The organism is Tenuifilum sp. (genome assembly GCF_037481895.1).
Lineage (GTDB): Bacteria > Bacteroidota > Bacteroidia > Bacteroidales > Tenuifilaceae > Tenuifilum > Tenuifilum osseticum.
This window is the reverse complement of sequence record NZ_JBBFKU010000028.1, coordinates 14,447-40,715: the sequence shown is the minus strand read 5'-3', so window position 1 is coordinate 40,715 and position 26,269 is coordinate 14,447. Positions and strand designations below refer to the sequence as shown.

Annotated in this window: 23 protein-coding genes; 12 read left to right on the top strand and 11 right to left on the bottom strand. The window is 43.1% G+C overall.

Going from position 1 to position 26,269, the window contains the following annotated elements:
* Positions 1-12 precede the first annotated feature (12 nt).
* The 7 genes from WHS63_RS09405 (at position 13) to WHS63_RS09375 (ending at position 7,435) form a co-directional block, all read left to right on the top strand.
* The gene (locus tag WHS63_RS09405; RefSeq protein WP_445204887.1) at positions 13-1,059 is read left to right on the top strand and encodes an anhydro-N-acetylmuramic acid kinase; all 1,047 of its coding nucleotides are present in this window, start codon (positions 13-15) and stop codon (positions 1,057-1,059) included.
* Positions 1,060-1,141: 82 nt separating this feature from the next.
* A complete protein-coding gene (locus tag WHS63_RS09400) occupies positions 1,142-2,896 on the top strand; it encodes a dipeptidase (protein WP_445204886.1) in 1,755 nt (584 codons plus the stop codon).
* 184 nt (positions 2,897-3,080) lie between these two features.
* On the top strand, positions 3,081-3,794 hold the full coding sequence (locus WHS63_RS09395; protein WP_445204885.1) for a LiaF transmembrane domain-containing protein: 714 nt from the start codon (positions 3,081-3,083) through the stop codon (positions 3,792-3,794).
* 153 nt (positions 3,795-3,947) lie between these two features.
* Positions 3,948-6,005, top strand: a complete 2,058-nt coding sequence (locus WHS63_RS09390; protein ID WP_445204884.1) for an acetate--CoA ligase family protein — start codon at positions 3,948-3,950, stop codon at positions 6,003-6,005.
* Positions 6,006-6,011: 6 nt separating this feature from the next.
* On the top strand, positions 6,012-6,161 hold the full coding sequence (locus WHS63_RS09385) for a hypothetical protein (protein ID WP_445204883.1): 150 nt from the start codon (positions 6,012-6,014) through the stop codon (positions 6,159-6,161).
* Between the two features lie 12 nt (positions 6,162-6,173).
* A complete protein-coding gene (locus WHS63_RS09380; protein ID WP_445204882.1) occupies positions 6,174-6,869 on the top strand; it encodes an Mpv17/PMP22 family protein in 696 nt (231 codons plus the stop codon).
* Between the two features lie 47 nt (positions 6,870-6,916).
* Positions 6,917-7,435 carry a flavodoxin gene (locus tag WHS63_RS09375; protein ID WP_445204881.1) on the top strand — a complete coding sequence of 173 codons (519 nt, stop codon included), beginning with the start codon at positions 6,917-6,919 and terminating at the stop codon, positions 7,433-7,435.
* 57 nt (positions 7,436-7,492) lie between these two features.
* On the opposite strand, the gene WHS63_RS09370 is transcribed toward WHS63_RS09375, so the two are convergent.
* Positions 7,493-8,281 carry a M48 family metalloprotease gene (locus tag WHS63_RS09370; RefSeq protein ID WP_445204880.1) on the bottom strand — a complete coding sequence of 263 codons (789 nt, stop codon included), beginning with the start codon at positions 8,279-8,281 and terminating at the stop codon, positions 7,493-7,495.
* A 198-nt stretch (positions 8,282-8,479) separates the two neighbouring features.
* On the opposite strand from WHS63_RS09370, the gene mtgA reads away from it, so the two are divergent.
* Positions 8,480-9,169: a monofunctional biosynthetic peptidoglycan transglycosylase gene (gene mtgA, locus WHS63_RS09365; RefSeq protein ID WP_445204879.1), complete on the top strand. Its 690-nt coding sequence runs from the start codon at positions 8,480-8,482 to the stop codon at positions 9,167-9,169.
* Positions 9,170-9,191: 22 nt separating this feature from the next.
* Positions 9,192-11,123 carry a tetratricopeptide repeat protein gene (locus tag WHS63_RS09360; protein ID WP_445204878.1) on the top strand — a complete coding sequence of 644 codons (1,932 nt, stop codon included), beginning with the start codon at positions 9,192-9,194 and terminating at the stop codon, positions 11,121-11,123.
* A 50-nt stretch (positions 11,124-11,173) separates the two neighbouring features.
* Here WHS63_RS09360 and hydG read toward each other — a convergent pair whose 3' ends face one another.
* The 10 genes from hydG to WHS63_RS09310 form a co-directional block, all read right to left on the bottom strand.
* Positions 11,174-12,601, bottom strand: a complete 1,428-nt coding sequence (hydG, locus tag WHS63_RS09355) for a [FeFe] hydrogenase H-cluster radical SAM maturase HydG (protein WP_445204877.1) — start codon at positions 12,599-12,601, stop codon at positions 11,174-11,176.
* A gap of 80 nt (positions 12,602-12,681) precedes the next feature.
* On the bottom strand, positions 12,682-12,930 hold the full coding sequence (locus WHS63_RS09350; RefSeq protein ID WP_369489786.1) for a TM1266 family iron-only hydrogenase system putative regulator: 249 nt from the start codon (positions 12,928-12,930) through the stop codon (positions 12,682-12,684).
* A gap of 169 nt (positions 12,931-13,099) precedes the next feature.
* Positions 13,100-14,044 (bottom strand): bifunctional riboflavin kinase/FMN adenylyltransferase, encoded by a 945-nt coding sequence (gene ribF, locus WHS63_RS09345; RefSeq protein ID WP_445204876.1) that lies wholly within the window; start codon positions 14,042-14,044, stop codon positions 13,100-13,102.
* Between the two features lie 9 nt (positions 14,045-14,053).
* On the bottom strand, positions 14,054-14,689 hold the full coding sequence (locus WHS63_RS09340; RefSeq protein ID WP_369489784.1) for a redox-sensing transcriptional repressor Rex: 636 nt from the start codon (positions 14,687-14,689) through the stop codon (positions 14,054-14,056).
* A 79-nt stretch (positions 14,690-14,768) separates the two neighbouring features.
* Positions 14,769-15,917: a sensor histidine kinase gene (locus tag WHS63_RS09335; protein WP_445204875.1), complete on the bottom strand. Its 1,149-nt coding sequence runs from the start codon at positions 15,915-15,917 to the stop codon at positions 14,769-14,771.
* A gap of 2 nt (positions 15,918-15,919) precedes the next feature.
* Positions 15,920-16,315: a response regulator gene (locus tag WHS63_RS09330; protein WP_445198694.1), complete on the bottom strand. Its 396-nt coding sequence runs from the start codon at positions 16,313-16,315 to the stop codon at positions 15,920-15,922.
* A 15-nt stretch (positions 16,316-16,330) separates the two neighbouring features.
* Positions 16,331-18,340: a [Fe-Fe] hydrogenase large subunit C-terminal domain-containing protein gene (locus tag WHS63_RS09325; RefSeq protein ID WP_445204874.1), complete on the bottom strand. Its 2,010-nt coding sequence runs from the start codon at positions 18,338-18,340 to the stop codon at positions 16,331-16,333.
* A 21-nt stretch (positions 18,341-18,361) separates the two neighbouring features.
* Positions 18,362-20,086: a [FeFe] hydrogenase, group A gene (locus tag WHS63_RS09320; protein WP_445204873.1), complete on the bottom strand. Its 1,725-nt coding sequence runs from the start codon at positions 20,084-20,086 to the stop codon at positions 18,362-18,364.
* 13 nt (positions 20,087-20,099) lie between these two features.
* Positions 20,100-22,049 (bottom strand): NADH-ubiquinone oxidoreductase-F iron-sulfur binding region domain-containing protein, encoded by a 1,950-nt coding sequence (locus WHS63_RS09315; RefSeq protein ID WP_445204872.1) that lies wholly within the window; start codon positions 22,047-22,049, stop codon positions 20,100-20,102.
* A gap of 2 nt (positions 22,050-22,051) precedes the next feature.
* Positions 22,052-22,516: an NADH-quinone oxidoreductase subunit NuoE family protein gene (locus WHS63_RS09310; protein ID WP_445204871.1), complete on the bottom strand. Its 465-nt coding sequence runs from the start codon at positions 22,514-22,516 to the stop codon at positions 22,052-22,054.
* Between the two features lie 301 nt (positions 22,517-22,817).
* Here WHS63_RS09310 and WHS63_RS09305 point away from each other — a divergent pair, with 301 nt between their 5' ends.
* From WHS63_RS09305 to WHS63_RS09295, 3 genes are read left to right on the top strand one after another with little or no spacing between them, the layout of a single operon-like run.
* Positions 22,818-23,063 carry a (2Fe-2S) ferredoxin domain-containing protein gene (locus WHS63_RS09305; RefSeq protein WP_369489777.1) on the top strand — a complete coding sequence of 82 codons (246 nt, stop codon included), beginning with the start codon at positions 22,818-22,820 and terminating at the stop codon, positions 23,061-23,063.
* 8 nt (positions 23,064-23,071) lie between these two features.
* Positions 23,072-24,943, top strand: a complete 1,872-nt coding sequence (locus WHS63_RS09300) for a [Fe-Fe] hydrogenase large subunit C-terminal domain-containing protein (RefSeq protein WP_369489776.1) — start codon at positions 23,072-23,074, stop codon at positions 24,941-24,943.
* A gap of 12 nt (positions 24,944-24,955) precedes the next feature.
* Positions 24,956-26,137: a SpoIIE family protein phosphatase gene (locus tag WHS63_RS09295; RefSeq protein ID WP_369489775.1), complete on the top strand. Its 1,182-nt coding sequence runs from the start codon at positions 24,956-24,958 to the stop codon at positions 26,135-26,137.
* Positions 26,138-26,269: the final 132 nt, after the last annotated feature.

The window sequence follows — 26,269 nt, the reverse complement described above, 5'->3', positions numbered from 1 at the left end:
TCAAGTTATAGGATGATAGGCTTAATGTCGGGCACATCGCTCGATGGGCTTGATATTTGTTACTGCTCTTTTCAGAACATAAATAGCAAATGGCAATACTCCATTTTAGCTGCCGAAACCATTAAGTATCCAACACATCTCACAAATCAGCTAAAGGAAGCCCATAAATACAATGCTGAAGAGATTACCGCTTTAGACTTTAGCTACGGGAAGTATTTAGGGGAACAGGTTAAAAAGTTTGTATCGGAACATGGAATTGAGGCCGATTACATTGCATCGCATGGACACACCGTTTTTCATAATCCAACTCAAGGATACACCCTACAAATTGGCAAAGGTGCAGCAATTGCTGCGTATTCAGGGATTCCTTGCATTTCCGATTTTCGTTCGGGCGATGTTTCACGGGGGGGGCAAGGTGCACCGCTTGTTCCAATTGGCGACAAAATGCTTTTTCAAGAGTTTGACATCTGCCTAAATTTGGGAGGCATAGCAAATATTAGCTACGATGATAATTTTAGTAACCGGGTGGCTTACGATATTTGTGTTTGCAACATGTTGCTTAACCACCTCGCAGGGTTAACAGGTAATGAATACGATTTTAATGGTGACCTTGGAAAATCCGGTCAGATTATTCCTGAAATGTTTCAGGAACTTGAAAATTTAGAATACTACAATCAGCCATCGCCAAAATCGCTGGGTAGGGAGTGGTTCGAGAGCTATATAATGCCTATACTCAACAGGTATAATGCATATCCGCTTACCAGTCAGTTAAGAACCGCATACGAGCATATTTCAGGTAGAATAGCCCACGATTGTAACAGCTTGAAAAAAACAACCATGCTGGCAACCGGCGGGGGTACTAAGAATGCCTTTTTAATGAAGCTAATTAAGCAGAAAACCAAGGTGAAAATTATAATTCCCGATAGTAAAACTATTGATTATAAGGAAGCCCTGATATTTGCATTCCTTGGGGTGCTTTACTTACTAAAGGAACCCGGCGCCATAGCCTCAGTAACAGGAGCAAACAACAGCTCCATAGCCGGGTGTCTATACAGCTAAAACCCCGAACCATTAAACCATCAACCTGGTTTATAATCAAAAAAATATTAGGTTTGTAAACTTTAATTAAACTAAAACGATTATGAGAAAACTCACAATCCAGATTTTTGCTGTTATTGCATTACTGATTAATGCCAATACCGGCAATGCATGCACCAATTACCTTGTAACCAAGGGTGCATCGGTTGACGGCTCAACCATGATAACATACGCCGCCGACTCACATTACCTGTTTGGCGAACTTTACTTCAAGCCCGCTGCTGTTTATCCGGCTGGTACGCTAATGAAGATTTACGAATGGGATACAGGAAAATTCCTTGGCGAAATTCCCCAGGCCTTACAGACATATAGCGTGGTAGGCAACATGAACGAATATCAGGTAGCAATTGGTGAAACCACCTATGGCGGACGTGAAGAGCTACAGGATAGTACTGGGTTAATTGATTACGGTTCATTAATGTATATCGCCCTACAGCGCTCAAAGAGCGCACGTGAGGCCATTAAAGTGATGGCTGAACTGGTTGAAAAGTATGGCTACTACAGTTCCGGGGAATCGTTCTCGGTTGCCGACAAGAACGAGGTTTGGATTTTTGAAATGATTGGTAAGGGAACCGATATTAAGGTGGACAAGAAAACTAAAAAGGCTTACAACGCAAATCGGGGAGCATTATGGGTAGCCATTCGTATTCCCGATGGGTACGTATCGGGTCATGCTAATCATGCTCGTATCACCACCTTTCCCCTTGAGAACATGAAAACCTCAATCAGCTCAAAAAATTTAGATAAAATATTTGAGCCCGATGTTGAGGTTGTTTACGCTCACGATGTAATCAGCTTTGCTCGTCAAAAAGGTTACTTTACCGGTAAAGATGAGGAATTTAGCTTTTCCGATGTATATGCCCCACTCGATTTTGGTGCAGCTCGTTTCTGTGAGATTAGGGTTTGGTCGTTTTTCAAGGCTGTAAACAAGGATATGTGGAACTACTTTGACTACGCCAAGGGGCACGACCTTAAAAACCGCATGCCTTTATATATCAAGCCTGAGCGTAAACTCTCGGTTAGGGATATGATGAACTTTATGCGCGATCACCTTGAGGGAACAGAGCTCGATATGAGTAAGGATCCAGGCGCAGGTCCTCATGGTCTTCCATACCGTTGGCGTCCACTAACCTGGAAATATGAAGGTAAATCGTACTTTAACGAACGCGCCACAGCAACCCAGCAAACAGGATTCTCGTTTGTTGCGCAAATGCGCAGCTGGCTACCCGATGCTGTTGGTGGTATTTTCTGGTTCAGTGTCGACGATGCTGCCTCAACCGTTTACTTCCCTGTATATTGCAGCGTTACCTCTGTGCCAGAGGCTTACGCCGAGGGCAAGGGCGATATGCTCACCTACTGCGACGATTGTGCATTCTGGGTATTCAATAAGGTATCAAACTTTGCCTACCTCCGCTACGACCTAATGATTCAGGATATCAAAAAGGTACAGGATGAGCTGGAGAACCGTTTCATCTCACAAACAGCCGTAGTTGACCAAACCGCTCTTAAGCTATTGGAAACCAACAAGGAGGAAGCTGTACGATACCTTACCGATTATACCGTTAATACCGGAAACTATGTTGTTGCTCGTTGGGAAAAACTATTCCAGTTCCTTTTAATGAAATTTATGGATGGAAATGTTAAGCAAGAGGATGGAAAGGGTGGGCTTAAATACAACCAGTACGATTACTGCCCTGCCCCAGTTAAAAATCCACAATACCCCGACTGGTGGAAGAAAAATGTGATTGATGCAACCGGCGATAAGCTAGCTGTTCCTGAAGGTGCTGCTAGTCACTAAGGCATCAAGCTTAAAGTAATAAAAAAGAGCAATCGTAAGCCGATTGCTCTTTTTTCTTTAGCCAACCCATTTTATGGGTTTATGTACAAAAAAACAGCAATACACTAAATAAATTTCATAACCATGCAGCAAATGATACATATAAATCGTATTTTTAGATTGTTGAAAACCAAATTCAAATCAAATGGAAAAAATTGAGAACAGCCCAAAAACCGACTACTCAAGACTAGTACTTGGATTTTTGCTAATTGTATTGGCAGGTTTACTCCTTATCGATAACTTCGATTTGTATCCTGTTGAATGGGGCAAATACATTTTCACATGGCAAACGTTACTAATTGTAATAGGATTAATTATTCTGCCCAGTAAAGGAAATAGAACTACAGGTACAGTTTTAATTGCCATAGGGGCATTTTTCCTTGCTGCAAAGTTTTACGAGTTGCCCGTTTCAATTAGCAAACTTTTTTGGCCTGCTGTAATTCTTTTTATAGGCCTTTCATTAATATTTGGTAGCAGGCGACGCAGGTGGCACCCATATAAAACAGGTGAAGTTAAGGACGACTTGATTGATGATGTTTCCATTTTTGGTGGTTCGGACCAAAAATTTACATCGCAGCAATTCAGAGGGGGAAAAATTACCAACATTTTTGGAGGCTCAACCATTGACCTTAGCAGCGCAAAACTTGAATCAGGCTTAAATGTTGTTGATTTGCTATGCATTTTTGGTGGCTCAAAACTCATTATTCCTTCCGAATGGAAAGTAAAAATTGAGGTAACCTCAATTTTTGGAGGCGTTTCCGATAAACGAAAAATACCTCAGGCTCTACCAGAAAATGCCCCAGAGCTTGTTCTTAAAGGATTAGTGCTTTTCGGTGGAGTAGATATCAAAAGTTACTAAGATGTTATAATAGTTGAAAAGGCTGACAGCTTCCTGTCGGCCTTTTTTTGTCAAAAAAAGTAGCTCTCTAACACATTATACAGGCTTGTTACTTTTACATAATTCATTTACGTTTGTGTAAAATGTAAACTGTTAAACTCAAAACGCATTAAAATGATTACCAACGAGTTAATCAATCCCAAAAGTATAGTGGTGGTTGGCGGTTCTGACGATATTCAGAAACCCGGCGGAAAGGTTTTAAAAAATCTTATCGACAACCATTTTAAAGGGAGTCTTTACGTAGTAAACCCAAAAGCCGATGAGGTTCAGGGAGTGAAATCGGTTCGCGATGTTGCTGATTTACCACTGGTGGATTTGGCAATACTAGCCATTGCAGCTAAGTTTTGCCCTCAAACCGTTGAGGTTCTGGCCACACAAAAAGGAACCAGAGCTTTCATTATTCTCTCGGCCGGTTTTCATGAAGAGAGTGAGGAAGGCGCAAAACTTGAACAACAAATAGTTGACACCATAAACCGTACCGGTGGGTGCCTAATTGGCCCAAACTGCATTGGAGTAATGAACACTAACTATGCCGGCGTTTTTACCACCCCAATTCCCAAGTTTGACCCCAAAGGAGTTGATTTTATTTCGGGTTCAGGAGCCACTGCGGTGTTTATTATGGAATCGAGCATTCCACGTGGCCTAACATTTAACAGCGTATACTCAGTGGGCAATAGCGCCCAAATTGGCGTTGAGGAAGTACTTGAATACCTCGATAATACATTCGACCCCCAAAGCAGCTCACGGGTAAAGCTGCTCTACGTTGAAAGTATCAACAAACCTCAAAAACTCTTAAAACATGCCCAGTCGCTCATAAGGAAAGGGTGCAGGATTGCGGCAATTAAGGCTGGCAGTTCATCGGCAGGAAGCCGAGCAGCATCGAGCCACACAGGTGCGCTTGCCAGTAGCGATGTAGCTGTTGAAGCGTTGTTCCGCAAAGCGGGAATTGTTCGCTGCTATGGGCGCGATGAACTGGCTACCGTGGCATCAATTTTTATGCATCCCGAGCTTCAAGGGAAAAACATTGCAGTAATCACCCATGCAGGTGGCCCTGCTGTTATGCTCACTGACTCTTTATCGAACAACGGACTTGAAGTACCTCCAATTGAGGGGCCAAAGGCAAAGGAACTGCTTGCCAAGCTATTTCCGGGCTCATCGGTGGCTAACCCCATTGACTTTTTGGCAACAGGAACAGCCGAGCAACTTGGATTTATCATTGATGCCTGCGAAAACGACTTCCATAATATCGATGCCATGATAGTTATTTTTGGAAGCCCCGGCTTATTCCCCGTTTACGATGTTTACGACCTGCTTGATGAAAAGATGAAGGTTTGCCGCAAGCCCATATTCCCTGTTCTCCCCTCGGTTATGAACGTAAAGAATGAGATTGAACACTTTATTGCTAAAGGACGAATTTTCTTCCCCGATGAGGTATCGCTTGGCAACGCCCTTGCAAAAATTTACCATACACCAAAACCATCACCTGAAGCACCCGTTTTACCAAAGGTAAATGAAAAAGCCATACGTGAGATTATTAATAAAAGCAATAACGGTTACCTGACACCCGATGTTGTTCAACAGCTGCTCGATGCTGCCGGTATACCCCGTGCTGGCGAAGCGGTTGTTACAACTGCCGATGATGCTGCCAGAGCAGCAGAGAAATTAGGCTATCCTGTAGTAATGAAAGTAGTTGGCCCCGTCCACAAATCGGATGTTGGGGGTGTTGTTCTTAATGTGAAAGATTCCGAAACGGTTCGCAAAGAGTTTGACCGTATGATTAAGATTAAGGATACTACAGCTATCCTTATTCAGCCAATGCTTAAAGGGGTTGAACTTTTTGTTGGGGCAAAACGCGAGGATAAATTCGGTCACATGGTACTATGCGGACTTGGAGGTATTTTTATTGAGGTTCTAAAGGATGTAAAAGCTGCCCTTGCACCTATTGATACAAACGAAGCATTAAACATGATAAAAGGGCTTAAAAGCTATGGAATAATCAAGGGAGCAAGAGGGCAGGAACCTGTTAATGAACAGATTTTTGCCGAAATTGTTAGCCGTTTATCGGCACTAGTAACAGTTGCTCCTGAAATCTTTGAGATGGACCTAAACCCGCTTCTAGGTTCAAAAGATAAGGTTGTTGCAGTAGATGCCCGAATCAGAATTGAAAAATAGTGCGCCATGAGCCTTAAGGAGAAATGGAATAGCCTTACAGCTAACGAAAAAATGATGATTGGCCTTGCCATTATTCTTGTAATACTTATTGCAACACGCTTTGAGTATATATGGGAACAGGTTAGGGCTGGTTTTGCTAGATATTTTAACCGTTAAATCTTGATTAAAGTGAAACGAGTTGACTTGTACATAATGGTAGGAACTATTCTGTTCCTTCTACCCTTTTTTATATCGGAAACGGTTTACAACTTTTATGTTGATTTTAACGCCAGCCATGGAATGGTTACAAGTTTCATAAAGTTTGCCCTCCTTGCCACCTTTGGCGAAGCCATTGGGTTAAGGATTAGAACAGGAAACTATAATCAACCCGGATTTGGATTGTTGCCCAGAGCAGTTGTTTGGGGCTTGCTTGGTTTAACCATAAAATTAGCTTTTGTGCTATTTGCATCGGGGGTTCCACAATTTCTTGCATATATGGGCATGGAAAATGCGCCCCAGGCCTTAAAAGGCGAGCTTACTTTAGCCAAGATACTAGTAGCCTTCAGCATTAGCCTGTTTATGAACATTATTTACGCTCCCGTAATGATGACACTCCATAAGGTTACCGACACCCACATAGTGAACAATGGTGGGACACTTTCGTGCCTTTTAAAACCCATACATTTTGGAAATATTCTTGCTTCGATAAACTGGAAGGTTCAATGGAGTTTTGTTTTTGCCAAAACAATACCCTACTTCTGGATCCCAGCTCATACCATTACATTCCTTTTACCTGCCGATTTTCAGGTTCTTTTTGCGGCTTTACTGAGCGTGGCGCTAGGAATATTTCTTGCCGTGGCAAGCCTGAAAGGTAGTGGTAAATAGAAATCGTAGAAAAATTATATATTTACATCAAAAGTAAAGAATAAAATATGAATAAACGTATTGGAATATTTTACGGACCCACAGGAGGTTCTACAGAGAAGGTGGCTCAGCTGATAGCAAAAGAACTTGGAGCTATAGCTGACTTACACCCCATAAAAGAAGCAACGCCTTCAATGGTAAACAATTACGACGTTATCGTTTTTGGATGCTCAACCATTGGTAGCGAAACATGGAATGGTGAGGCTTCGCCTTCGGATTGGGACCATTTCAGACCAGAGCTGAAAAAAATCCAAGTTCAGGGCAAGCTCTTTGCCTTTTTTGGAACCGGCGATTCAGTTACCTATCCCCGCAATTTTGTCGACGGAATGGGAATTCTTGCCAAGGAATTAATTGCTCAAGGGGCTCAGGTGATAGGCCAATGGCCTACCGATGGTTACAGCTTTACCGACTCCGAAGCTCTGATTAATGGAAAATTTATTGGCCTACCCATTGATGAGGATTACGAGGCCGACAAAACTATTGCCCGCGTAAAAGGTTGGGTTGAGCTAATAAAGAAATCATTCTAGGTATTAGGCATTCAAAAAAGAAAGAGCCACAGATTGTGGCTCTTTCTTTTCTCCCTTTTACGGCAGTGAATTCTTAAAACTTTGGTATCGGTCAGCATAGGTATTACCAACCTTACTACCTAAACTTCTCCACACATCATCAATGTTCTTAATCCTATTCTCATCCGATGGATGAGTGCTAAGGAATTCAGGGATTTTTTGTGTAGAACCCATCATCTTCTCAAAAAAGCCAGCAAGTTCGCGCGGGTGATAATCGGTATCGCAAAGGTATGTAACAGCATACTTATCGGCCTCATACTCGTTATCGCGACTGTATTTGAGCATTGTTCCACCAAGGGCTAACTGCGATAGAATCTGCTCAAGCTGCGAGGGATTATCGCCCATAATAATTGAGAGCAACATGCTAAAACCATACTGACGGGTAAGCATTTGAGTGCTGTGACGCCTATCGGCATGGGCTATTTCATGCGCCATAACTCCGGCTATCTGAGCTTCGTTATCCAGAAACTTAATTAATCCGGTGTAAAAATACAGGTAACCACCAGGTGCTGCAAAAGCGTTTAACACATTGTCGTCATGGATGATTCTTACCTGCCAGGGAAATGTAGTTGTATACCTCAGATCATCCGAACTTAAAATGGCATTCATTACCCTCTCAATATGTGTATATGCCTCAGCGTATTGAGTCCTATCAAGAATAGGATATTCATTGGGGTTTGCCAAAATTGCGGAATCGAGCTGCTCACCAAATTGTATATCCTGTTCGAGCGTAAAAAAGTTTATGCCATCGTCGGAACAGCTGCTTAGCAGTATCACACTCGTTAAAACCCAAAATAATCTCTTCATGGTATCACTTTTTTAACTTGATTTAATTCATTGAATTTCAACTCAATACACAATTCAATGCAAATCAAATCTTTTTTGTCAATGCAAATTTAATATATTAGCAAACATTATCGATAAAATAAATTATTGATTGGTAGAACAACAAGTCAACAATTGATGACGGAAGCGGGAAACATTGCAAAATTAAGTTTTAAGAAATTGTTAGTAAGAGTAATAACCTACTCGGTAGTACTATTCTTTACCCTTAGTATTAGTTTGACTGTAGTGTACAAATGGGTTAACCCACATTACACATGGTTAATGATACTAAAAAAGCATTTACCGGAAACCCAAGGAGGAAGTAGCAATTTTGAACAGAGCTGGGTAAGTATCGAAGATATATCGCCACAGATGGTGCTTGCTGTAATTGCAGCCGAGGACAACAGGTTCATGGAACACAACGGATTTGACTGGGAATCGATAAAAAAGGCCCGAAAGTATAATCAAAGGGGTAAAAAGTTGCGCGGAGCCAGTACAATTTCACAGCAAACCGCAAAAAATGTATTTCTTTGGCCCAAACGTTCCTGGGTACGAAAAGGATTAGAAGCCTACTTTACCCTGCTCATTGAAACTTTCTGGTCAAAGGAAAGGATTATGGAAGTTTACCTGAACGTAGCCGAGATGGGGAGGGGTATTTACGGAGTGGAAGCCGCAGCAAGGAAATACTACGGTAAACCTGCATCGCGCCTTACCCGTCATGAGGCTGCAATGATTGCCACTACCCTACCCGCACCAGCTAAGCGAAATCCATCAAAACCAAGTGCATACATGGTGAGCTACCAACGAAAAATTCTTTGGAATATGTATAATTTAGGTGAAATTGACATTAATGAAAAGGAACAGAAATAGACACGATAATTAATACTATAAAATGCAAAGATTATTATTCCCCTTTTGGCTAATTGTGACTTTTCTTGTTTGTTTTACCCCTTCAAAGGCCCAATTCAACAAGGCGTACTTTTTTTACAAAGGCGAGGAGTTAATTTCAAGAGGTAACTATGCTGATGCCATACCAATCCTGAACACCCTGCTAAATGTTGACTCAACCATACACGAGGCATGGTTTCTGCGGGGCGTTGCCCGCTACTACCAAAACGATTTGGTTGGTGCAGGAAACGATTTTAGTAAGTGCCTAAATATTAATCCTTTATTTTCCCAAGCTTACCAGTATTATGCAATGGTTCTGCAGCAATTGGGGAAAAGCGTTGAATCCATAGAGTGTATCCAAAAAGCCATCGAGCTGCGACCAGCATCGGCACAATACCTTTTTACCTACGGAGTCATTCTATTCCAGCAGGAGCAGTACCACGATGCTCTTTATGCCTTCAACCAGGTGCTTAAAATTGATGACCGTATCCCGGATGCGTGGGTTAATAGGGGAACCACCAGGTTAATGCTCTCGGATAGTTCCGGAGCGTTGACCGATTATACTGCAGCCATAAACCTTAATCCCTTTAATGCAAACCCTTACTTACGGAGGGGTGCGCTTTATGCCCAGCAATCAAACTACCCACTTGCCTTGCAAGATCTTAATCAAGCCATTGGGATTGATAGCACACTTGCACAGGCATATTTTACCCGTGCACTGGTTTACTACTACCAAAAACATTATAGCCAGGCATTATCAGACTTAAATAAGGTTTTGCAGCTTGAACACCGTAATACCCTTGCCCTTTTTAACAGAGCGATTATAAGCTATGAGGTGGGCAATCCTGAAAGCGCAATTGATGACCTAACCAGACTTTCATCAATTATTCCTACCAATGTGCTGGTTCATTACTACCTGGCCTCAATACGTTACGAACTCGGATATTTGCCTATGGCACTTGAAAATATTAATAAAGCCATAGCTATTTTTCCAGAGTTCGCCAATGCTTACCGGCTTAGAGCCGAGATTAAAACCAAAAAAGGCGATTTGAAAGGTGCCGAAGCTGACATTGCTCAGGGCAATAGATTAGCGCAAGCATACAGTAATAGGGCAATTAATGATATTGCATCAGTAATCGATTCCACAGGAAAACTAAAACGATTGCTATCACTTGACGAGGAACTCGACATCACCTCATCAATTAGTATGGAACAGCTCAGAACCCGAATTCTAACCATTGTTTATCCTATAATCACCCTAAAAGTAGATAAAATCGTAAATGCAAAGCCTAGGAACTGGCAAAGTTCGAACCTCAGGCAGATTCTTGCCACACATAGTTGCCGAGGTTACAGCCTATTCTTTGAGTACGACACCATTAACCAGTATTCACAATTGGAAACCATCGCCACCGATTCATTGTCCGGAATTTGTAAAGCGATAGCCCATTTGCAAGGCAACTATTATACAGCCGCAATGAAAGAATTTTCAGAAACCTTAAAGGGTGATAGTTCAAACACTCTTTTTAGGCTTGCCGAGGTGTTGGCAAAAATAAAAATGACCCAATTTGTTGAAAACGTTAAGAATAAAAGCTTACAAAGCGGGAATAGTAATATATCCCAAAAAACAATTGATAACGAACCCTTTATTACTGCTGGTAATGATCTAAAAACAATAGCATTGGTCAACGACTATGAGGGCATAGTTCCTTACAACATAGGTGTAATGTTCATGCATACTGAAAATAACGACCTTGCTATTGAATGGTTTTCCAAAGCTATCGGCATCAACCCCCTTATACATGGCGCGTGGTATAACCGTGGATTACTCTACCTTATCAATAATGAAACTGTAAAAGGGTGTTCCGATCTCAGAAAGGCAGTTAACCTAGGCAATAATCAGGCCTCCGAGGTGGTAGCTAGATTCTGTAAAAAGTAAAAGCCCTGCTAATTTTTTATGCAGGGCTTTAGTAACAACTAATACTCAAATTAAAAGTATAAATCGCGCTCTCCAGCTTTGATACGCTCAATTCTTCGACGAATCTCCAGAGTGTTCTGATGCCCGTCGAGCTCTCCAAGGGTTTTCTCAATGAGCTTGTAGCCTTTCTGCTGAACCTCTGGGTTGGCATAGTCAACCAGGTACTCAGTAAGGGTTAATAAGGCGTTTGGGGTGCAGTAACGCTTTATGAAGCCAGGTACTGAGAACTCCATGAAATGCTCACCGGTTCGTCCCAGGCGGTAGCAAGCCGTACAGAACGAAGGGATATAGTTATGGTCAATAAGTTCGTCAATAATTTCACCAAGCGAACGGTTATCGTTAATCTCAAATTGCTCCTTATTAAGGTCCTGATGTTCATTCTTAAATGCATGGTACGAACCCAGTTCAAGCTTTGTTCCCCCATCAATTTGCGATACGCCAAACTGAATAACCTGCCTTCGAATATCGGCCGGTTCGCGCGCTGTAAGAATCATACCAGTGTATGGCACAGCCAGGCGGAGTATTGCAACTAGCTTTACGAAATCGCTATCGGAAACAAAATACTTATCAGTGATATTTAAACCGGATGCAGACTTGATGCGGGGGAACGAGATGGTATGCGGCCCTACATTATAGCATGCCTCAAGGTGATTGGTATGTCTAACCAGGCCAAGGACTTCAAAGCGCCAATCGTAAAGACCAAAGAGTGCCCCAATTCCAACATCGTCCAGACCAGCTTCCTGTGCGCGGTCGAGCGAGGTTAATCGCCACTCAAAATCTTTCTTTTTGCCCGAGGGGTGGTACCAGGTGTAGGCCTCAGGGTGATAGGTTTCCTGAAAGATCTGGTAAGTGCCTATACCAGCCTCCTTTACCTTTCGAAATCCTTCGATGTCAAGCGGAGCGGCATTGATGTTAACCCTTCGGATCTCCCCGTTGTTCTTCTTAATCCCATAAACCAACCTAACGGTATGGGCAATGTACTCGGCCGAGTACTCCGGATGTTCACCGTAAACAAGTATCAATCGCTTTTGACCGTTATCCTCAAGCGCTTCAACTTCCTGTACAATCTCTTCATCGGAAAGGGTCATACGTATAGCATCCTTGTTCGATGCCCTAAAACCACAGTACTGGCAGTTGTTTGTACACTTATTCCCTATGTAAAGCGGAGCAAACAGCACAATTCTGTTCCCGTAAATACGCTCCTTGAGCGTACGAGCGCCCTGTAGTATTTCCTCAACCAGTTCAGGGTCGGTGGTGTTGACCAGGGTAGCAACCTCTTCAAGGTTTAGCCTATTCTTATCGAGCGACTTGGCAATTATCTCACGAACCCGTTCCTTGGTGGGCTTTGCGTTGTTTATGTATTCCCATATTTCATCGGCATCGATGAAAGGCTTCATGCGCTCATCGGGAATTCGGTACTTTTCCGGATTAAATTTCATGGCTCTATATCGGTTTAAAATAGTTTTACTATCAAACTTACCTGAGCCTGATACCAGAGGGAAAAGAGATTTTTAAAAAACTACACCCCTTTGAGCATTAAGGTTTTAACCTGAACACCGCTGAGCTTACCAATGGGCCCGGTAAGGGCTCCAATTTCATCGGTTGTTCCTTCAAGCACAAGCGATATTACGCTAATACCCCTCTGCTGGAGCGGTATGCCCTGACGGGCAATAATAATATCGGCATGGGCCGAAAGGATCTGGTTCAGCCTTGAGGCGCTCTCGCGGTTCTCAACAAGAATTAGTGCAGCTCCGATTCTCTTTTCCATCAGACTATCTCCTTTGGATCAGACTCATTTTCTGAATCCTTGGTGGCAAACATCTACCAACCTCAGATGCAGGAATTACATTTCAAAAAACCTAAATACTTATACGATTAACTATGCCCCAAAGATACGTTAAAATACAATTGGTTAACAATGATAAATATCATTACTGTTAATAAATTAACTCATCAACCTGTTTGGCTGCCTGTGTAAGCTGTTGGAATAACAACCTGTTATCGGAAATATCAATTCTATCGGTTATCTGCTTATGAAAGTAAATATAGGCATCGCTACTGTGAAGCATACCATCAAAATTGAGGATATGAAGCTCAACATTCCTTGTCAAAACTGGGTTCAAATCTGTATTATCGCCATTTGACCAAATGATAACCATGGCACGATACGATGATTTGTTCCATTCAAGCGAAACGGCATAAATGCCCTCCGGTGGAATGAGCTTGCCTGCCTCCTCAATTTGAACCGTTAGGGTTGGGAAGCCCACGTTGCCAAAAAAGTGCGAACCCTTACCCAAAGCACCAATAATCATGTAGTAATGGTCAAGGTAAGCATTTGCCCGTTGTATTTTCCCTTCAAGTAAAGCCTTACGAATAGTGGTGGAACTAACTGTTTCCTGTTGGATATCCTGCTCGGGTATCTCCTCAACCATAAAATTATACTCCGAACTCAATTTTTTGAGCTCCTCGTAATCGCCTTCGCGGTTGTGTCCAAAATGATGATTGAAACCAACTACGATATATCGAGCGTTCAGCTTACTTATCAAGTAATCCCTGATAAATTGTACCGATGAGATTTTTGAAAATTCGAGAGTAAATTTTACTATGATTAGATGATCGAGGCCGGTTTTGCTAAGCAGCTCAATTTTTTCGCGCTGCGACAGGATAAACATCAGGTTTTTGCCAGCAGTTTCAGGGTAAAGCACTTTGCGCGGATGAGGGTAAAAGGTAATAAGAACCGACTCGCCGCCTATGCTTTGAGCAATCTCATTTATCCTGTTAATGATTACCTTATGGCCTAAGTGAACCCCATCAAACGACCCAGTGGTGACCACCGGATTAGTTATTTCCCCTATACCATCAAAGCCATAATGTACTTTCATTACTATCGTTTACCGGGAATAGCCCTGTTTAACAAAGTAAGCCACTTTCTCCATGGAGGTAATCATATCGTACTCCTCAAGGTAAACATTCTCAGGTACAACTAAAGGAATAGTGGTGAAGTTAAGAATACCCTTTATACCAGCTGCAACAAGTTGCTCGGCAACTTGATTGGCAGTATCGGGTGGCGATGAGATAATGGCAATGGAAATATCGTTACGTTTAATAACATCGGGCAACTCCTTCATGTGGTAGCAATTTACTCCAGAAATTACCCTGTTAACCTTGTTGGGATCTACATCAAAAGCGGCAACTATATTAAGTTTAGGGCGCTTGCCATTGAAATAGGTAGTGATAGCGCGTCCTAGGTTACCCATACCAACAACAGCTACATTTAATCCTACTTTGTGGTCGATGATATCGCCAATAACCTTGATAAGTTCCTGTGCATCGTACCCTTTCTTTTTCATGCTGGAGTAGCCAATAAGCATCAAGTCGCGCCTTACCTGAACCGCTGTGATATTATGCAAACCGGCGAGCTCATGTGAGTAGATATGAGTTTTCCCTCGTGTTAAGCAATTCAGAAGGGTTCTGCGATATTCGCTTAATCGCTCAATGGTTTTTTCGGGTAGGTTTGCCTTATCCATAGCTCAACTATTACATTTTCCAACACAAAACTATTTAACTTTTTTCAGTTAACAAACGGCTGTTTAAAATAAAGTGGATTTATATACCATCGTTAAGGGTATCGGAACCGGGTAAAGGGAATGTAATGGTAAAGGTTGATCCTGCACCAGGCTCGCTTTGTACATCAATTCTAGCGCCATATAAATCCACTACTCGCTTAACAATTGAAAGTCCTAAGCCGCTTCCGGTGACATTTTTGCTCTGCGGATTTTTGATGCGAGTAAACTCCTGAAAAAGTTTAGGTATATCCTCGGGTTCGATGCCAATTCCTGAATCGGATACAACTAGCGTAACCTCTGATGCTGTTTTGCAGATACTACACTTAACCCACCCGCTGGGTTTATTGTATTTCACGGCATTGGAAATAAGGTTGTTGAACAAAATTTCCATGTCGTCGGAATCGGCAAGCATGATAACCGGTTCTGTGGTTTGCAGGCAAAGGTTGACGTCGCGCTGAATGGCAAGGGGAGTCATGGTCTCAATGGCCGAACGGGCCACGAGGGTTAAGTCGATTTCACGAAGGGTTCGCTGCCGTTTGCCTGACTCAATGTGCGTGAGGTCGAGTAGATCCATTATTAGATTACGCATGGACTGGATTCGTGCAAGCGAGCGGTCGATAAAATCCATGTAGCTGTCGATACTCTCGCCAGCCTGCTTCTCCTGCATCATTTTAAGGTAGCCCTCAACGGCATTAAGGGGTGCTTTTAGCTCGTGCGAGAGCACGGTAAGGAACTGAAAACGAACCTGCTTGCCCTCACGATGGAGCTTGCGGGTCATACGCCGCAGGAAATAATGCTTGGTGATATTCTCAATGGATGACTTAAGTTCCTGTGGAGTAAAGGGCTTGGGAACAAAATCGTAGGCACCAATGTTTGTAGCCCTAATAGCCAACTCCAGCGATGCATACGATGTAATCATCATTACCAGTATATCGGGGTGATTCTGGTTGATGAACTGCAAAACCTCAACCCCCTGAATGCCTGGTAGTTTATTATCGAGTAATACAATGGCTGGACTCGAACGCTTGATAATATCGATTGCCTCCTCACCTGTGGCCGCTTCAATAACATTAAAGCCTATATCATCCTCAAGGAATGGGTAGCTAACCGTGAAGTTCCTAAGAATACGTGTTATACCGGAACGAATTCCCGGTTCATCGTCAACAACAAGTATATCAACAACTTCCATTTTTACACCTTAAGCAATTTGAGAATTTCACGATGCAGCTGGTCGGGGCGAATTCCCTTTTCGAGGTATAAATCAGCCTTAATCCACTGGCGTTCCTGTTCGCTTGAAATGCCAAACGACATGCCTGTCTCAGCCGATACAGCAGTGGCTATTATTACGGGAACATCGGGATACATTCGTTTTAGCTTGTAGCTAAGAATAAAACCGCTATCCTCGTTCTCCATCATTAGGTCAAGTATGGCTAAATCGGGTTTGATATTCTTTAGGATATTCTCAGCCTCACGCTGACTTTCAGCGGTAACCACATCGAAGCCCATTTTTTCGACATGAAACTTAAGCTGAAACAGGTAGTCGGTATCATCGTCAACTATTAGAATGGTTTTTCGTGAGTTAGCCATGGCTATTGCGTTTAGTTAACTATTATCGTTTCCTAATTCGTTTTCCGCATTACGGGGCAGGGTTATCCTAAAGGTTGTTCCGGTAGGTCCCTTTTGGGGGTCGGTGTTGGACTCAACATCTATTTTGCCCTTGTGCATCTTTACAATTCCGTAGGTAGTGGCAAGACCTAAACCTGTTCCCTTGCCAATTCCCTTAGTGGTGAAAAATGGGGTGAAAAGCTTATCCATATTCTCCTCGGGTATCCCTTCACCAGTATCGATTACGCTGATTGAAATCTGATGGTCATCGCCGTCGATAACAATTGTAAGGTCGCCACCATTAGGCATGGCTTCAAAGGCATTTTTGTTCAGGTTTGTAAGCACCTGCATCATTTGCTCGTAATCGAGACTCGCCATCAGGTTTGAGGTTCGGCAAACCACATTGGTGGTAACATTCTTAGGGATAACAACCCCTGCAATGCTATCCTCAGCCAACTTTTTAACATTAACCTTTTCCACCTTAACCTGATTCTTGCGGGCAAAATTTAGCAAACCGCTAACAATTTTCTTGCACCGTTCCGCCTGCGACGATATCAACTCTAAGTCCTTACGAAGGGGATCGTCCGGTTTACACTCATCGAGCAGGATATTGCTATACATCAAAACAACACCTAAAGGATTGTTAAGCTCGTGAGCAATACCGGCCGAAAGCTGCCCCATATGGGCGAGTTTTTCGGAATGCTTGAGAGCCTGCTGCATTTTTGCCAGTTTCTCATTGGAAATGGCTAGATCGTTGATTGATTCATGCAGTTCCTCAATAGCGTAAGGTAAACACATTTCAACCTCGGCAAGGCCTTCAACAATGGCTATAGCGTGCTCGGTGCAAGTATCGTAACCACATGCGCCACAGTTCAGGTGATCGCGAGGGGTAAACTTACCCATCTTGGCTAACACTTTGTTTATCTCATCATCGGTAGGCTTAGCTATTCGTTTATCATCGGGATTAAAGCTACGTGTAAGGTCAAGGTCTTTAAATTTTGATATGGCAAGTTCCCACTCTTTTAGCTGATCAGGGGTTACCTTATTACGGGCATAGGAGCTGATATAGGTTTTGCGCTCAAAACGTTTGCCTCCGGGCGACATGCCGGGCCCCATTATGCAACCCTCACAGCAAAGTAGCTCAAGGTTTTGTCCCTTCAGGTTACCCGATTCCCATTCCTTTATGGCTTCCTGAAAGCCAATTCGTCCTTCGGCTACTGTGATGTTGCCTTCAATTAGGTCATCAAATATGTTAACGGTTTGCATTAACCCCCTACTAACCGGGAATATGGCCCCGCGGCCAGCATGGGGTGGATCAAAATCCGATGGTTCAACGCTTTCGGGCGTTATACTGGCCTGCTCAAAAAGAACCCGCAACTCCCGAAAGGTTATAGCCTCGTCAATCTCAATGGATTCATCCTTTTTGGCTATGCAAGGACCAATAAAAACCTGTTTCAGGTTACTGTCAATTTGCCTTACCACCCTGCTTATGGCTACCATAGGCGACACCACGGGTGCTAAATTTTCTACTAAATCGGGATGGTAATAACGGATGTATGTAACAATAGCCGGACAATCGCTTGAGATATAACCCTTTCCTGACCTATCCTCCAGCAACGATTTGTAACGGCTAGCTACCAAATCGGCACCAAAAGCAACCTCAAAAACATGACTAAACCCCAAAGCCCTGAGCATTCCAACAAAGTAGCGGTAATCATCAATCTCAGTAAATTCAGCGGGAAAACTTGGAGCTACAAGAGCAGCAACCCTCTCGCCGCTCTGCAGCATGCTTTTTACCTCGGTGCGGGTTAGTAAAAACACCTTTGCATCCTGGCTGCATACCTTAACGCAGTTGCCGCAACCAATGCACCTTTCCGATATTACATCGGCTTGGCCATTTACAATTTTAATTGCCTTAGCCGGACACTCCCTAACACAGGTATAACACACCCTGCAAAGCTCCTTAATGGTGTATACCAATTTCCTCTTATCCCGATTCATATCCATGCTATGGCCGAATTGTTCCATTTAAAGTAAAACTTCCCGCTTTGAATATCGGGTGTATAGAAATTTTTTGGCTTTTTCACTACCGGTTTCCCCTAAAAACTCATCGTATATGGATTGTACGGCAGGGTTCCGGGTTGCGCACTTAATTCCTTCCGCCTCATCAATTTCAATAATTGCTTTAGCCCTCAACTTAACATACTTTTCCTCGTCAACATAGGGCTGGCCACCGCCATTTACACAACCACCGGGGCAAGCCATTACCTCGATGTAGTCCAGCTTAACATCGCCTCCCATTAAAACCGGGAGAATTGAATGTATGTTTTTTAACCCATTAACAACTGCAAAGGTGAATGTTTGCCCATCGGCATTGAAAGAGAATGCCTTTACCCCCGAAACTATTTTAACCTCGGTTATCTTACTATCATTAAGTTCCTTTGAAGTTAATTTATGGTAAACCACCCGGGCAAGCGCCTCGGCTGAACCACCAGATATTCCAAATAGCTTTCCGGACGAACTACGAATATTAAAAGGTTTATCGGGATGTTGCGATTCAATCCCCTGAATATCGATACCGTAAAGCTTAATCAGCCTAACCAATTCACGTGTTGATAATACCGTATCCACATCGGATAGGCCACGGGTAGTCATCTCCTCCCTTTGTGCTTCAAACTTTTTGGCCAAACAAGGCATTACGGAAACGGAGAAAATTTTTGAAGGATTTAATTCATTTTCGGCAGCAAAGTAGTTCCTGATTAACGATCCCATTACCTGCTGAGGCGATTTAACGGCACTCAGTGCCGGAATATAATCCGGATACCACTGTTCAACAAACTTAACCCATGCCGGGCAGCATGATGAGAACATGGGGAGATTGCTGCCTTTTCCCTTTCGATCAATGAGCTCAGCAGCCATTTCAATTGCAGCGACATCGGCAGCAAAAGCAGTATCGAAAACATACCTGAACCCAATTTTTCGCAATGCATTGTACAGCAAACCATTAACATCCTTACTGGGTTTAAGCCCAAACTCAGTAGCTACCGAAACCGAAATTGAAGGGGCAATCTGCACAACAGGGATTAAATCAGGATTGCTCAGGGCATCCATTACTTCGGCAACATTTTGACGCTCATGTAAAGCACCAGTGGGGCAAACCAGTACACACTGTCCGCAACCAATACAGTTTGAGAAGTTTAAATCGCGCGATAAAGTGGTACCCACATACATGTTGCATCCCCTGTTGACAAACTCAAAGGTTGATACCGATTGAACCTCATCGCAAATCCTTATACATCTTCCACAAAGAATACACTTAGCCGGATCGCGAACAATACTTGGGCTGGAAAGATCAAGCTTTTGAGTGAACGACTTTCGTAAAACCTTACGCTCACGAATGTGTAACTCTGCTGCTAAATCCTGTAGCTCGCAAAAGCCGTTCCGTTCACAGTATAAGCAGTCGTCGGGATGGTTGGCAAGGAGCAACTCAACCAGGGTTTTACGAGCGCGCACCACTCGAGGTGAGTGGGTCATAATTCGCATACCATTCTCCACCACATGCGAGCATGAGGTAACAAGGTTATCGCGACCCTCAACCTCAACGACGCATAGCCTACATGCCCCTGAAGGGGTTAAATCGGTCATGTTGCAAAGAGTGGGGACCCTGATACCGTTACGGTTTAAGGCCTCAAGAATGGTATCGCCTTTATGGGCCTGTATTGTTCTATTATTTACTTCGATGGTAATGTTCATAGCAGCAAATACTTTACTTGAAGAAAACAGCTCCAAACTTGCATGTATCCTGACATATACCGCATCCTATACAACGCTCCTCAACAATAAAGTAGGGAGAACGTGGTGTCCCATATATGGCCTGTGTTGGGCACTTCTTGGCACAGGCAGTGCAACCCGTACAACGCTCAATATCAATGTAAAATGTCCTTAAATCGCGACAAACGCTTGCTCTGCACTTCCGGTCAAATATATGCTCCTCAAACTCATCGCGGAACGATTTTAGAGCTTTAAGGATTGGTTTGGGTGCCGTTTGCCCCAATCCGCATAGCGATGTGTCGCGCATAACCTCAGCCAGGGTTTCGAGCTGAATAACACCTTTAAACCGTTCAAGGGTATTATGCCCTTCGTTACTAACTGGTCGTTTCGATATGTTATCGAGTATTTGGTACATCCGGTTTGATCCCTCACGGCAAGGAATACATTTACCGCAGCTCTCGTTACGGATAAAGTGCATGAAGTATTTCACCAGGTCAACCATGCACACGGTATTGTCAAGAACCTGAACGCCACCCGATCCTAGGCTTATCCCTCGTTTCGGAAGTTCATCAAAGTCAATAGGGGCATCAAGTTCGTCGGCTGTAACACTCACCCCAGAAGGGCCGCCCAGGTGCAATGCCTTGAAAGTCCTTCCGTCCTTTACCCCTCCTGCAAGGTCAAGCAAAGCTGCAAGGGGTTCACCAAAGGTTAGCTCAACCATACAGGTTTGAGACGCCTGACCATTAATGGAGAAAATTTTCGTTCCCTTTGACCCCTCAGTTCCTAAAGCGGCAAACCACTGAGGCCCATTACTGATAATTTCGGGGATATTGGCTAAAGTCTCAACATTATTGATAACAGTGGGCTTGCCATTTAATCCAAATTCAGCAGGGTAAGGTGGTTTTATGCTGGGCATTCCACGTTTACCCTCAAGGCTTTTAATCAAGGCAGTTTCCTCACCGCATACGTAAGCCCCGGGGCCTTTACGCACCTCTATATCGAGCGAATAGCCACTCCCTAAAATATCATATCCAAGTAGTCCCACCTCATAGGCCTGCTCAATAGCATTCTGTATTCTTTGAATGGTAATCTTATACCTATCGCGTATGTAAATAATTGCTTTACTTGCCGACACGGCATACGAGCTCAGTATAATTCCTTCAACAATCCTATGCGGATCGCTTTCAATCAGCAGTCGGTCCATGAATCCCCCAGGGTCGCTCTCGTCGGCATTGCAAATCAGGTATCGATCGCTGGTTGCAACCTGTAACGCTTTGCGCCACTTGGTGCCTGTGGGGAAGGCTCCACCGCCCCTTCCGCGTAATCCGCTCTCCTCAACTATGCGGCAAATATCGTCGTAGGTGTATTTCCTGATAGACTTAGCCAAAGCGCTATATCCGCCATGGGCAATATACTCGGCAATACTATCGGGGCAAATGATACCTGCATTTTTAAGCAACACACGGTTTTGCTTTTTAAAAAATGGGAGTTCGTTTCTAAAAGGAATTCCATGCCAAGGCTCATGAATCTCGGAAAAGTATTGGAAAATGACATTCTCAGGCTGAATAAAACCATTAAGAGCTCCATCGAGTATGGAGTTAACCCTTTCAGGAGTTACATTGGCAAAAGCCACTCTAGTCCTGCCGGGCATCTGCACTTCAACAATGGGCTCAAGGGAGCATAAACCATGGCTACCAACACATATTACATCGGCATCAACAGAGTAATCGTCTAGGTACTGCTCAATGGCTGACCTGGTTTTTAGCGCTCCTGCAACAATGGACGATGTAGTTACGCCAACATATATTATTGGCTGCCTAACCCGTTCATGCCTTAATGCGCTGAGCTTAGCGCTTACCTCGGTAGGCCATATCCCATCGTGAAGGTTTGGAATAACAGCATCTTTTATAAAAGATATTTCTGCTTTTGAATCGCACCGAGCCATGTTTACTCTTGGGTTAAATCGTTCAAAATATTTTTAAGCTTTTCGGGGTCAACCTCACGGTAATACTCATCGTTAATGGAAATCACTGGGCCATGGTCACATGCACCCATGCAGGTTACCACCTCAAGGCTAAACTGACCATTCCGGGTTGTTTGGCCATTTTTCAGCTTCAAATTATCCTCAAGGTAAACCATATTCCATTTGGCACCCTTTAGCCTACACGAGGTGCCATTACAAAGGCAGATATGATTTTTCCCCTTAGCTTCAAACTTAAACTGGTTATAGAATGTGGCTAAGCCATAAATTTTGGAAGTAGGCATGTTTAACTTTCGCCCTACCAGAACAATTGCTTCCTCGTTCAGACTTCCCAACTCGTTTTGAATATCCTGTAGAATTGGGATAAGGCTATCGGAACCTAAGTAGCTGTAGCGTTCTAGAATCTCCTCAATTTTCTCGGCGTTTGACATAGCTTTAAAGTAAGGTAGTAATTAGAACCATAGTTAACCCACCATTCTAATTCATCTGTTAAACAACTAACAGAGACATATCTTTTTAGTAATCAAATTATTACAACAAATAAAATCTTGTTAATCACGGAACAATTTAATAAAACATTACAAAAATTGTTCGCCTAATACCAATATTTTATCTATTTAAAACGATTACAGATAAGTGATTTGATTTAAAAAATGATTAAATTTCAGGCATAATTTGTAAACCAAACCCTATCTTAGCTTTTTGAAATAGTGTTATACCAATAACATTAAGATGAGTAAACGAGCCGAATTAATTATATGTTTGGGTAGTTCCTGCTTTGCAAGGGGTAATAAGGCCACACTCAAGGCAATAATGAAATTTTTGGACGATCACGATTTGAAAGACAAGGTAAACTTCCACGGGGGACATTGTTTTGGTAACTGCGCCGAAGGTCCTAACATCTCTATTAACGGTAAAATTTATACCGGGGTTGATGAAAATGGAATTATTGACATTCTTACAAATGAGTTACTTTAAGGAGACTTATGTCACAACTGTTTAGAATAGACGAGCAAACCTGTATTAACTGCTACGCATGCGTTAGGGTTTGTCCTGTAAAAGCCATTGAGGTGAAGGCAGGCCAAAACTACGCTCGAATAATTGATAGCAGATGTGTAGGATGTGGGAGCTGTTTAAATATTTGTCCGGTTAATGCCGTAAGCTATAGATCCTCAAAAAAGGAGGTTTTGGAACTACTTAAAGGCGACGAACCTGTTGCGGCTATTTGTTCCCCAAGTATTTCGGGTGAATTTGCTGATATCACCGATTATCGTAAGTTTGTACAGATGATTAAGCAGCTAGGTTTTACCTACGTTTGCGAGGTAACTTTTGGGGTTGACCTGGTTGCGCGGGAATACAAAAAGCTTTTCGAAGATTTTAAAGGCAAGTACTTTATTACCAGCATGTGTCCGGTGGTGGTGTCGATGGTTGAGAAATACCACCCCGAGATTGCTCAAAACCTTGCCCCCATAATCTCCCCAGTTGTGGCTACAGCCATGGCGGTTAGGAAAGAGTATGGCTCTAACGTTAGAGTAGTTCTTATTGGCCCATGTATCCAAAGCAAAGAAGAAATTAGGCATTACGACGACGAAAGAAGAATTGATGAGAATCTCACATTTGTTGAGTTAAGGGAACTTTTTGAGGAGTTTAACATCAAGGAGAGCAATTTGGAATACTCCGAATTTGACGAGCCAATTGGATATAAGGGTTCATTGTTCCCAATTGGGCGGGGTATACTGCAAGCTGTAGATATTAGCGAGGATCTGCTCACCGGTACAGTAATCAGCACCAATGGTCCAAATAACACCTTACAAGCCCTTGAGCAGTTTGAAACCAGCATCGATCTGATAAACAGGCATTTCAATCTTTTCTACTGTGAAGGTTGCTTGATGGGGCCTGGAACCTCACGAGGTGGGAAAAAGTTCATCAGGCGAACAATGGTGGTTAACTACGCTAACAAGCGATTAAAAACCTTTGATCGCGAAAAATGGGAAAAAAATATCGCAAAAAATAGTCTTGGGAATTTCTCAAGGGGTTTCACAATTGATGACCAACGCCTTCCTACACCCAACGAGCATAAACTTGAAGAGGTTTTAAAGGTGATTGACAAAGAGTTTGTTGGGCGCGATTCGGGGTGCGAGGCATGTGGATACTCCTCGTGCTACGATTTTGCCTCGGCTGTAGCATCGGGGCTTGCCCATACTGATATGTGCTTGAACTTTACCCTTAAAAAGCGCCAGGAATACATAAAAACCTTACAGGCCACTAACGAAAAACTCGCAAAAACCCAGGAAGCCCTTAGGGAGTCAGAAAAGAAAGCTAGAACCGAGCAAGAGGCAGCCCGGGAAGCTACTGAAACCATTACCGCCATGCTTAAAAAACTGCCTTCGGCAGTAGTGCTTATCGACAAGAAAATGAAAATACTCCAGAGCAATCAGAGTTTTATTGATCTGTTGGGCGACGATGCTTTGGAGATTAATGAGATAATCCCCGGACTTGTTGGTGCCGACCTTAAAACCCTGCTCCCATACAACATCCATAACCTTTTTACCAGCGTGCTCCAAAATAACACTGATATCCTGAACCGCGATGTGATGTACAAGGATAAGCTGCTTAACCTTTCAGTATTCACCATTAAACCCAACAGCATTGTTGGGGCAGTTATCCGCGATATGTATGCCCCAGAGGTTCAGAAGGAGGAGGTTATTAAACGAATTACCGAAGTTATTGATAAAAACCTAGCCATGGTACAAAACATCGGATTCCTGCTGGGCGAAGGGGCGTCGGAAACCGAAAAGATGCTCAACTCAATCATAAAAACATACCGCGAGGGAAAAAATAACGACGATAAAGCATAGTAACCTAAAACCATGTCGAGTAAATTTTTCATAGAGGTAAACTGCCAGCAAAAGAATCACGACGAGGAGCGTATTTGTGGCGACGTTTTCTACTCGCGCAGGTTACAGGATGAGGAGCGCACCATAATTGTGCTATCCGATGGCATGGGGCATGGTGTTAAGGCAAACGTACTGGCCACCCTCACATCTACTATGGCACTTAACTTCACCATAGAGCATAAGGAAGTTAACACCATTGCTGAAATTATTATGAATACCCTTCCGGTTTGCTCAGTCCGCAAAATGAGTTACTCTACATTTTCCATTGTTGATATTGACCACAACGGTGAAACTCGCATACTGGAATACGACAACCCTCAATGCCTGATCATGCGCGGAACCGAGGAACTTGAACCCGAGTGGCAATGCATAATTCTTAACAGCGAAAAAAATGCCGGTAAGGAGTTAAAGTTCTGCTCGTTTGTTCCGCAAAAGGAAGACCGAATAATCCTTTGGACCGATGGAGTTGCTCAATCCGGGCTGGGCTCAGCCGATTACCCTTTCGGCTGGGGCGACGAGGCGCGCGAATTTGTGAAACGAATGGTTAAAAACGAACCCGATATTTCGGCCCGGAAGCTAAGCACCAAGGTGGTAAATATGGCCAGCCTAAACGATGGATATCATCCAAAGGATGATACCTCGTGTGTAACAATATACTTCCGTAACCCCAGAAAACTCCTTATTTGCACTGGCCCACCGTACGAAAAGGAGAACGACACCAAGCTTGCCAAGATTTTTGACACCTTTGAGGGGAAAAAGGCAATTTGCGGAGCTACCACCGTTGATATCATTGCCAGGGAGCTAAAACGAAGTGTTGAGGATAGCTTAGAATTTACCGATCCTGATTTACCTCCAATTAGCCAAATGGAGGGAGCCGATCTTGTTACCGAAGGTATTTTAACCCTTAGCAAGGTTAACACCATTCTTGAATCGTATAACGAGAACACAAACCTTGGCAAAGGCCCTGCCGATGAACTTGTTAAACTTATTTTGGAAAGCGATAGCATTGAATTTGTGATTGGCACCTGTATAAACGTTGCACACCAGGACCCAAACTTGCCTGTTGAACTTGAAATACGACGGACTGTGGTAAAGCGAATTGCCAATATACTTCAGGATAAGTTCTTAAAGGAGGTTAAACTCCAGTTCCTATAGAAGGTTTAGGCTGCTTTTACCATTTTTGGAATATCAGTATTTTAACATAACAAGCAAATAATTAGTTCAACTGTTGACTTTTACCAACATTTTTACAATATTTACGTTAAAATCATTGTTAATCCTTAAAAC

Excerpts from the sequence above, each read along its gene's own strand:
- WHS63_RS09315 (WP_445204872.1), bottom strand. The coding sequence starts at position 22,049 with ATGGCTCGGTGCGATTCAAAAGCAGAAATATCTTTTATAAAAGATGCT.
- WHS63_RS09295 (WP_369489775.1), top strand. The coding sequence starts at position 24,956 with ATGTCGAGTAAATTTTTCATAGAGGTAAACTGCCAGCAAAAGAATCAC.
- WHS63_RS09395 (WP_445204885.1), top strand. The coding sequence starts at position 3,081 with ATGGAAAAAATTGAGAACAGCCCAAAAACCGACTACTCAAGACTAGTA.
- WHS63_RS09320 (WP_445204873.1), bottom strand. The coding sequence starts at position 20,086 with ATGAACATTACCATCGAAGTAAATAATAGAACAATACAGGCCCATAAA.
- WHS63_RS09310 (WP_445204871.1), bottom strand. The coding sequence starts at position 22,516 with ATGTCAAACGCCGAGAAAATTGAGGAGATTCTAGAACGCTACAGCTAC.
- WHS63_RS09325 (WP_445204874.1), bottom strand. The coding sequence starts at position 18,340 with ATGGATATGAATCGGGATAAGAGGAAATTGGTATACACCATTAAGGAG.
- ribF (WP_445204876.1), bottom strand. The coding sequence starts at position 14,044 with ATGAAAGTACATTATGGCTTTGATGGTATAGGGGAAATAACTAATCCG.
- WHS63_RS09400 (WP_445204886.1), top strand. The coding sequence starts at position 1,142 with ATGAGAAAACTCACAATCCAGATTTTTGCTGTTATTGCATTACTGATT.
- hydG (WP_445204877.1), bottom strand. The coding sequence starts at position 12,601 with ATGAAATTTAATCCGGAAAAGTACCGAATTCCCGATGAGCGCATGAAG.
- WHS63_RS09385 (WP_445204883.1), top strand. The coding sequence starts at position 6,012 with ATGAGCCTTAAGGAGAAATGGAATAGCCTTACAGCTAACGAAAAAATG.
- WHS63_RS09390 (WP_445204884.1), top strand. The coding sequence starts at position 3,948 with ATGATTACCAACGAGTTAATCAATCCCAAAAGTATAGTGGTGGTTGGC.
- WHS63_RS09360 (WP_445204878.1), top strand. The coding sequence starts at position 9,192 with ATGCAAAGATTATTATTCCCCTTTTGGCTAATTGTGACTTTTCTTGTT.
- WHS63_RS09335 (WP_445204875.1), bottom strand. The coding sequence starts at position 15,917 with ATGGAAGTTGTTGATATACTTGTTGTTGACGATGAACCGGGAATTCGT.
- WHS63_RS09305 (WP_369489777.1), top strand. The coding sequence starts at position 22,818 with ATGAGTAAACGAGCCGAATTAATTATATGTTTGGGTAGTTCCTGCTTT.
- WHS63_RS09330 (WP_445198694.1), bottom strand. The coding sequence starts at position 16,315 with ATGGCTAACTCACGAAAAACCATTCTAATAGTTGACGATGATACCGAC.
- WHS63_RS09340 (WP_369489784.1), bottom strand. The coding sequence starts at position 14,689 with ATGGATAAGGCAAACCTACCCGAAAAAACCATTGAGCGATTAAGCGAA.
- WHS63_RS09300 (WP_369489776.1), top strand. The coding sequence starts at position 23,072 with ATGTCACAACTGTTTAGAATAGACGAGCAAACCTGTATTAACTGCTAC.
- WHS63_RS09370 (WP_445204880.1), bottom strand. The coding sequence starts at position 8,281 with ATGAAGAGATTATTTTGGGTTTTAACGAGTGTGATACTGCTAAGCAGC.
- WHS63_RS09375 (WP_445204881.1), top strand. The coding sequence starts at position 6,917 with ATGAATAAACGTATTGGAATATTTTACGGACCCACAGGAGGTTCTACA.
- WHS63_RS09350 (WP_369489786.1), bottom strand. The coding sequence starts at position 12,930 with ATGGAAAAGAGAATCGGAGCTGCACTAATTCTTGTTGAGAACCGCGAG.
- WHS63_RS09405 (WP_445204887.1), top strand. The coding sequence starts at position 13 with ATGATAGGCTTAATGTCGGGCACATCGCTCGATGGGCTTGATATTTGT.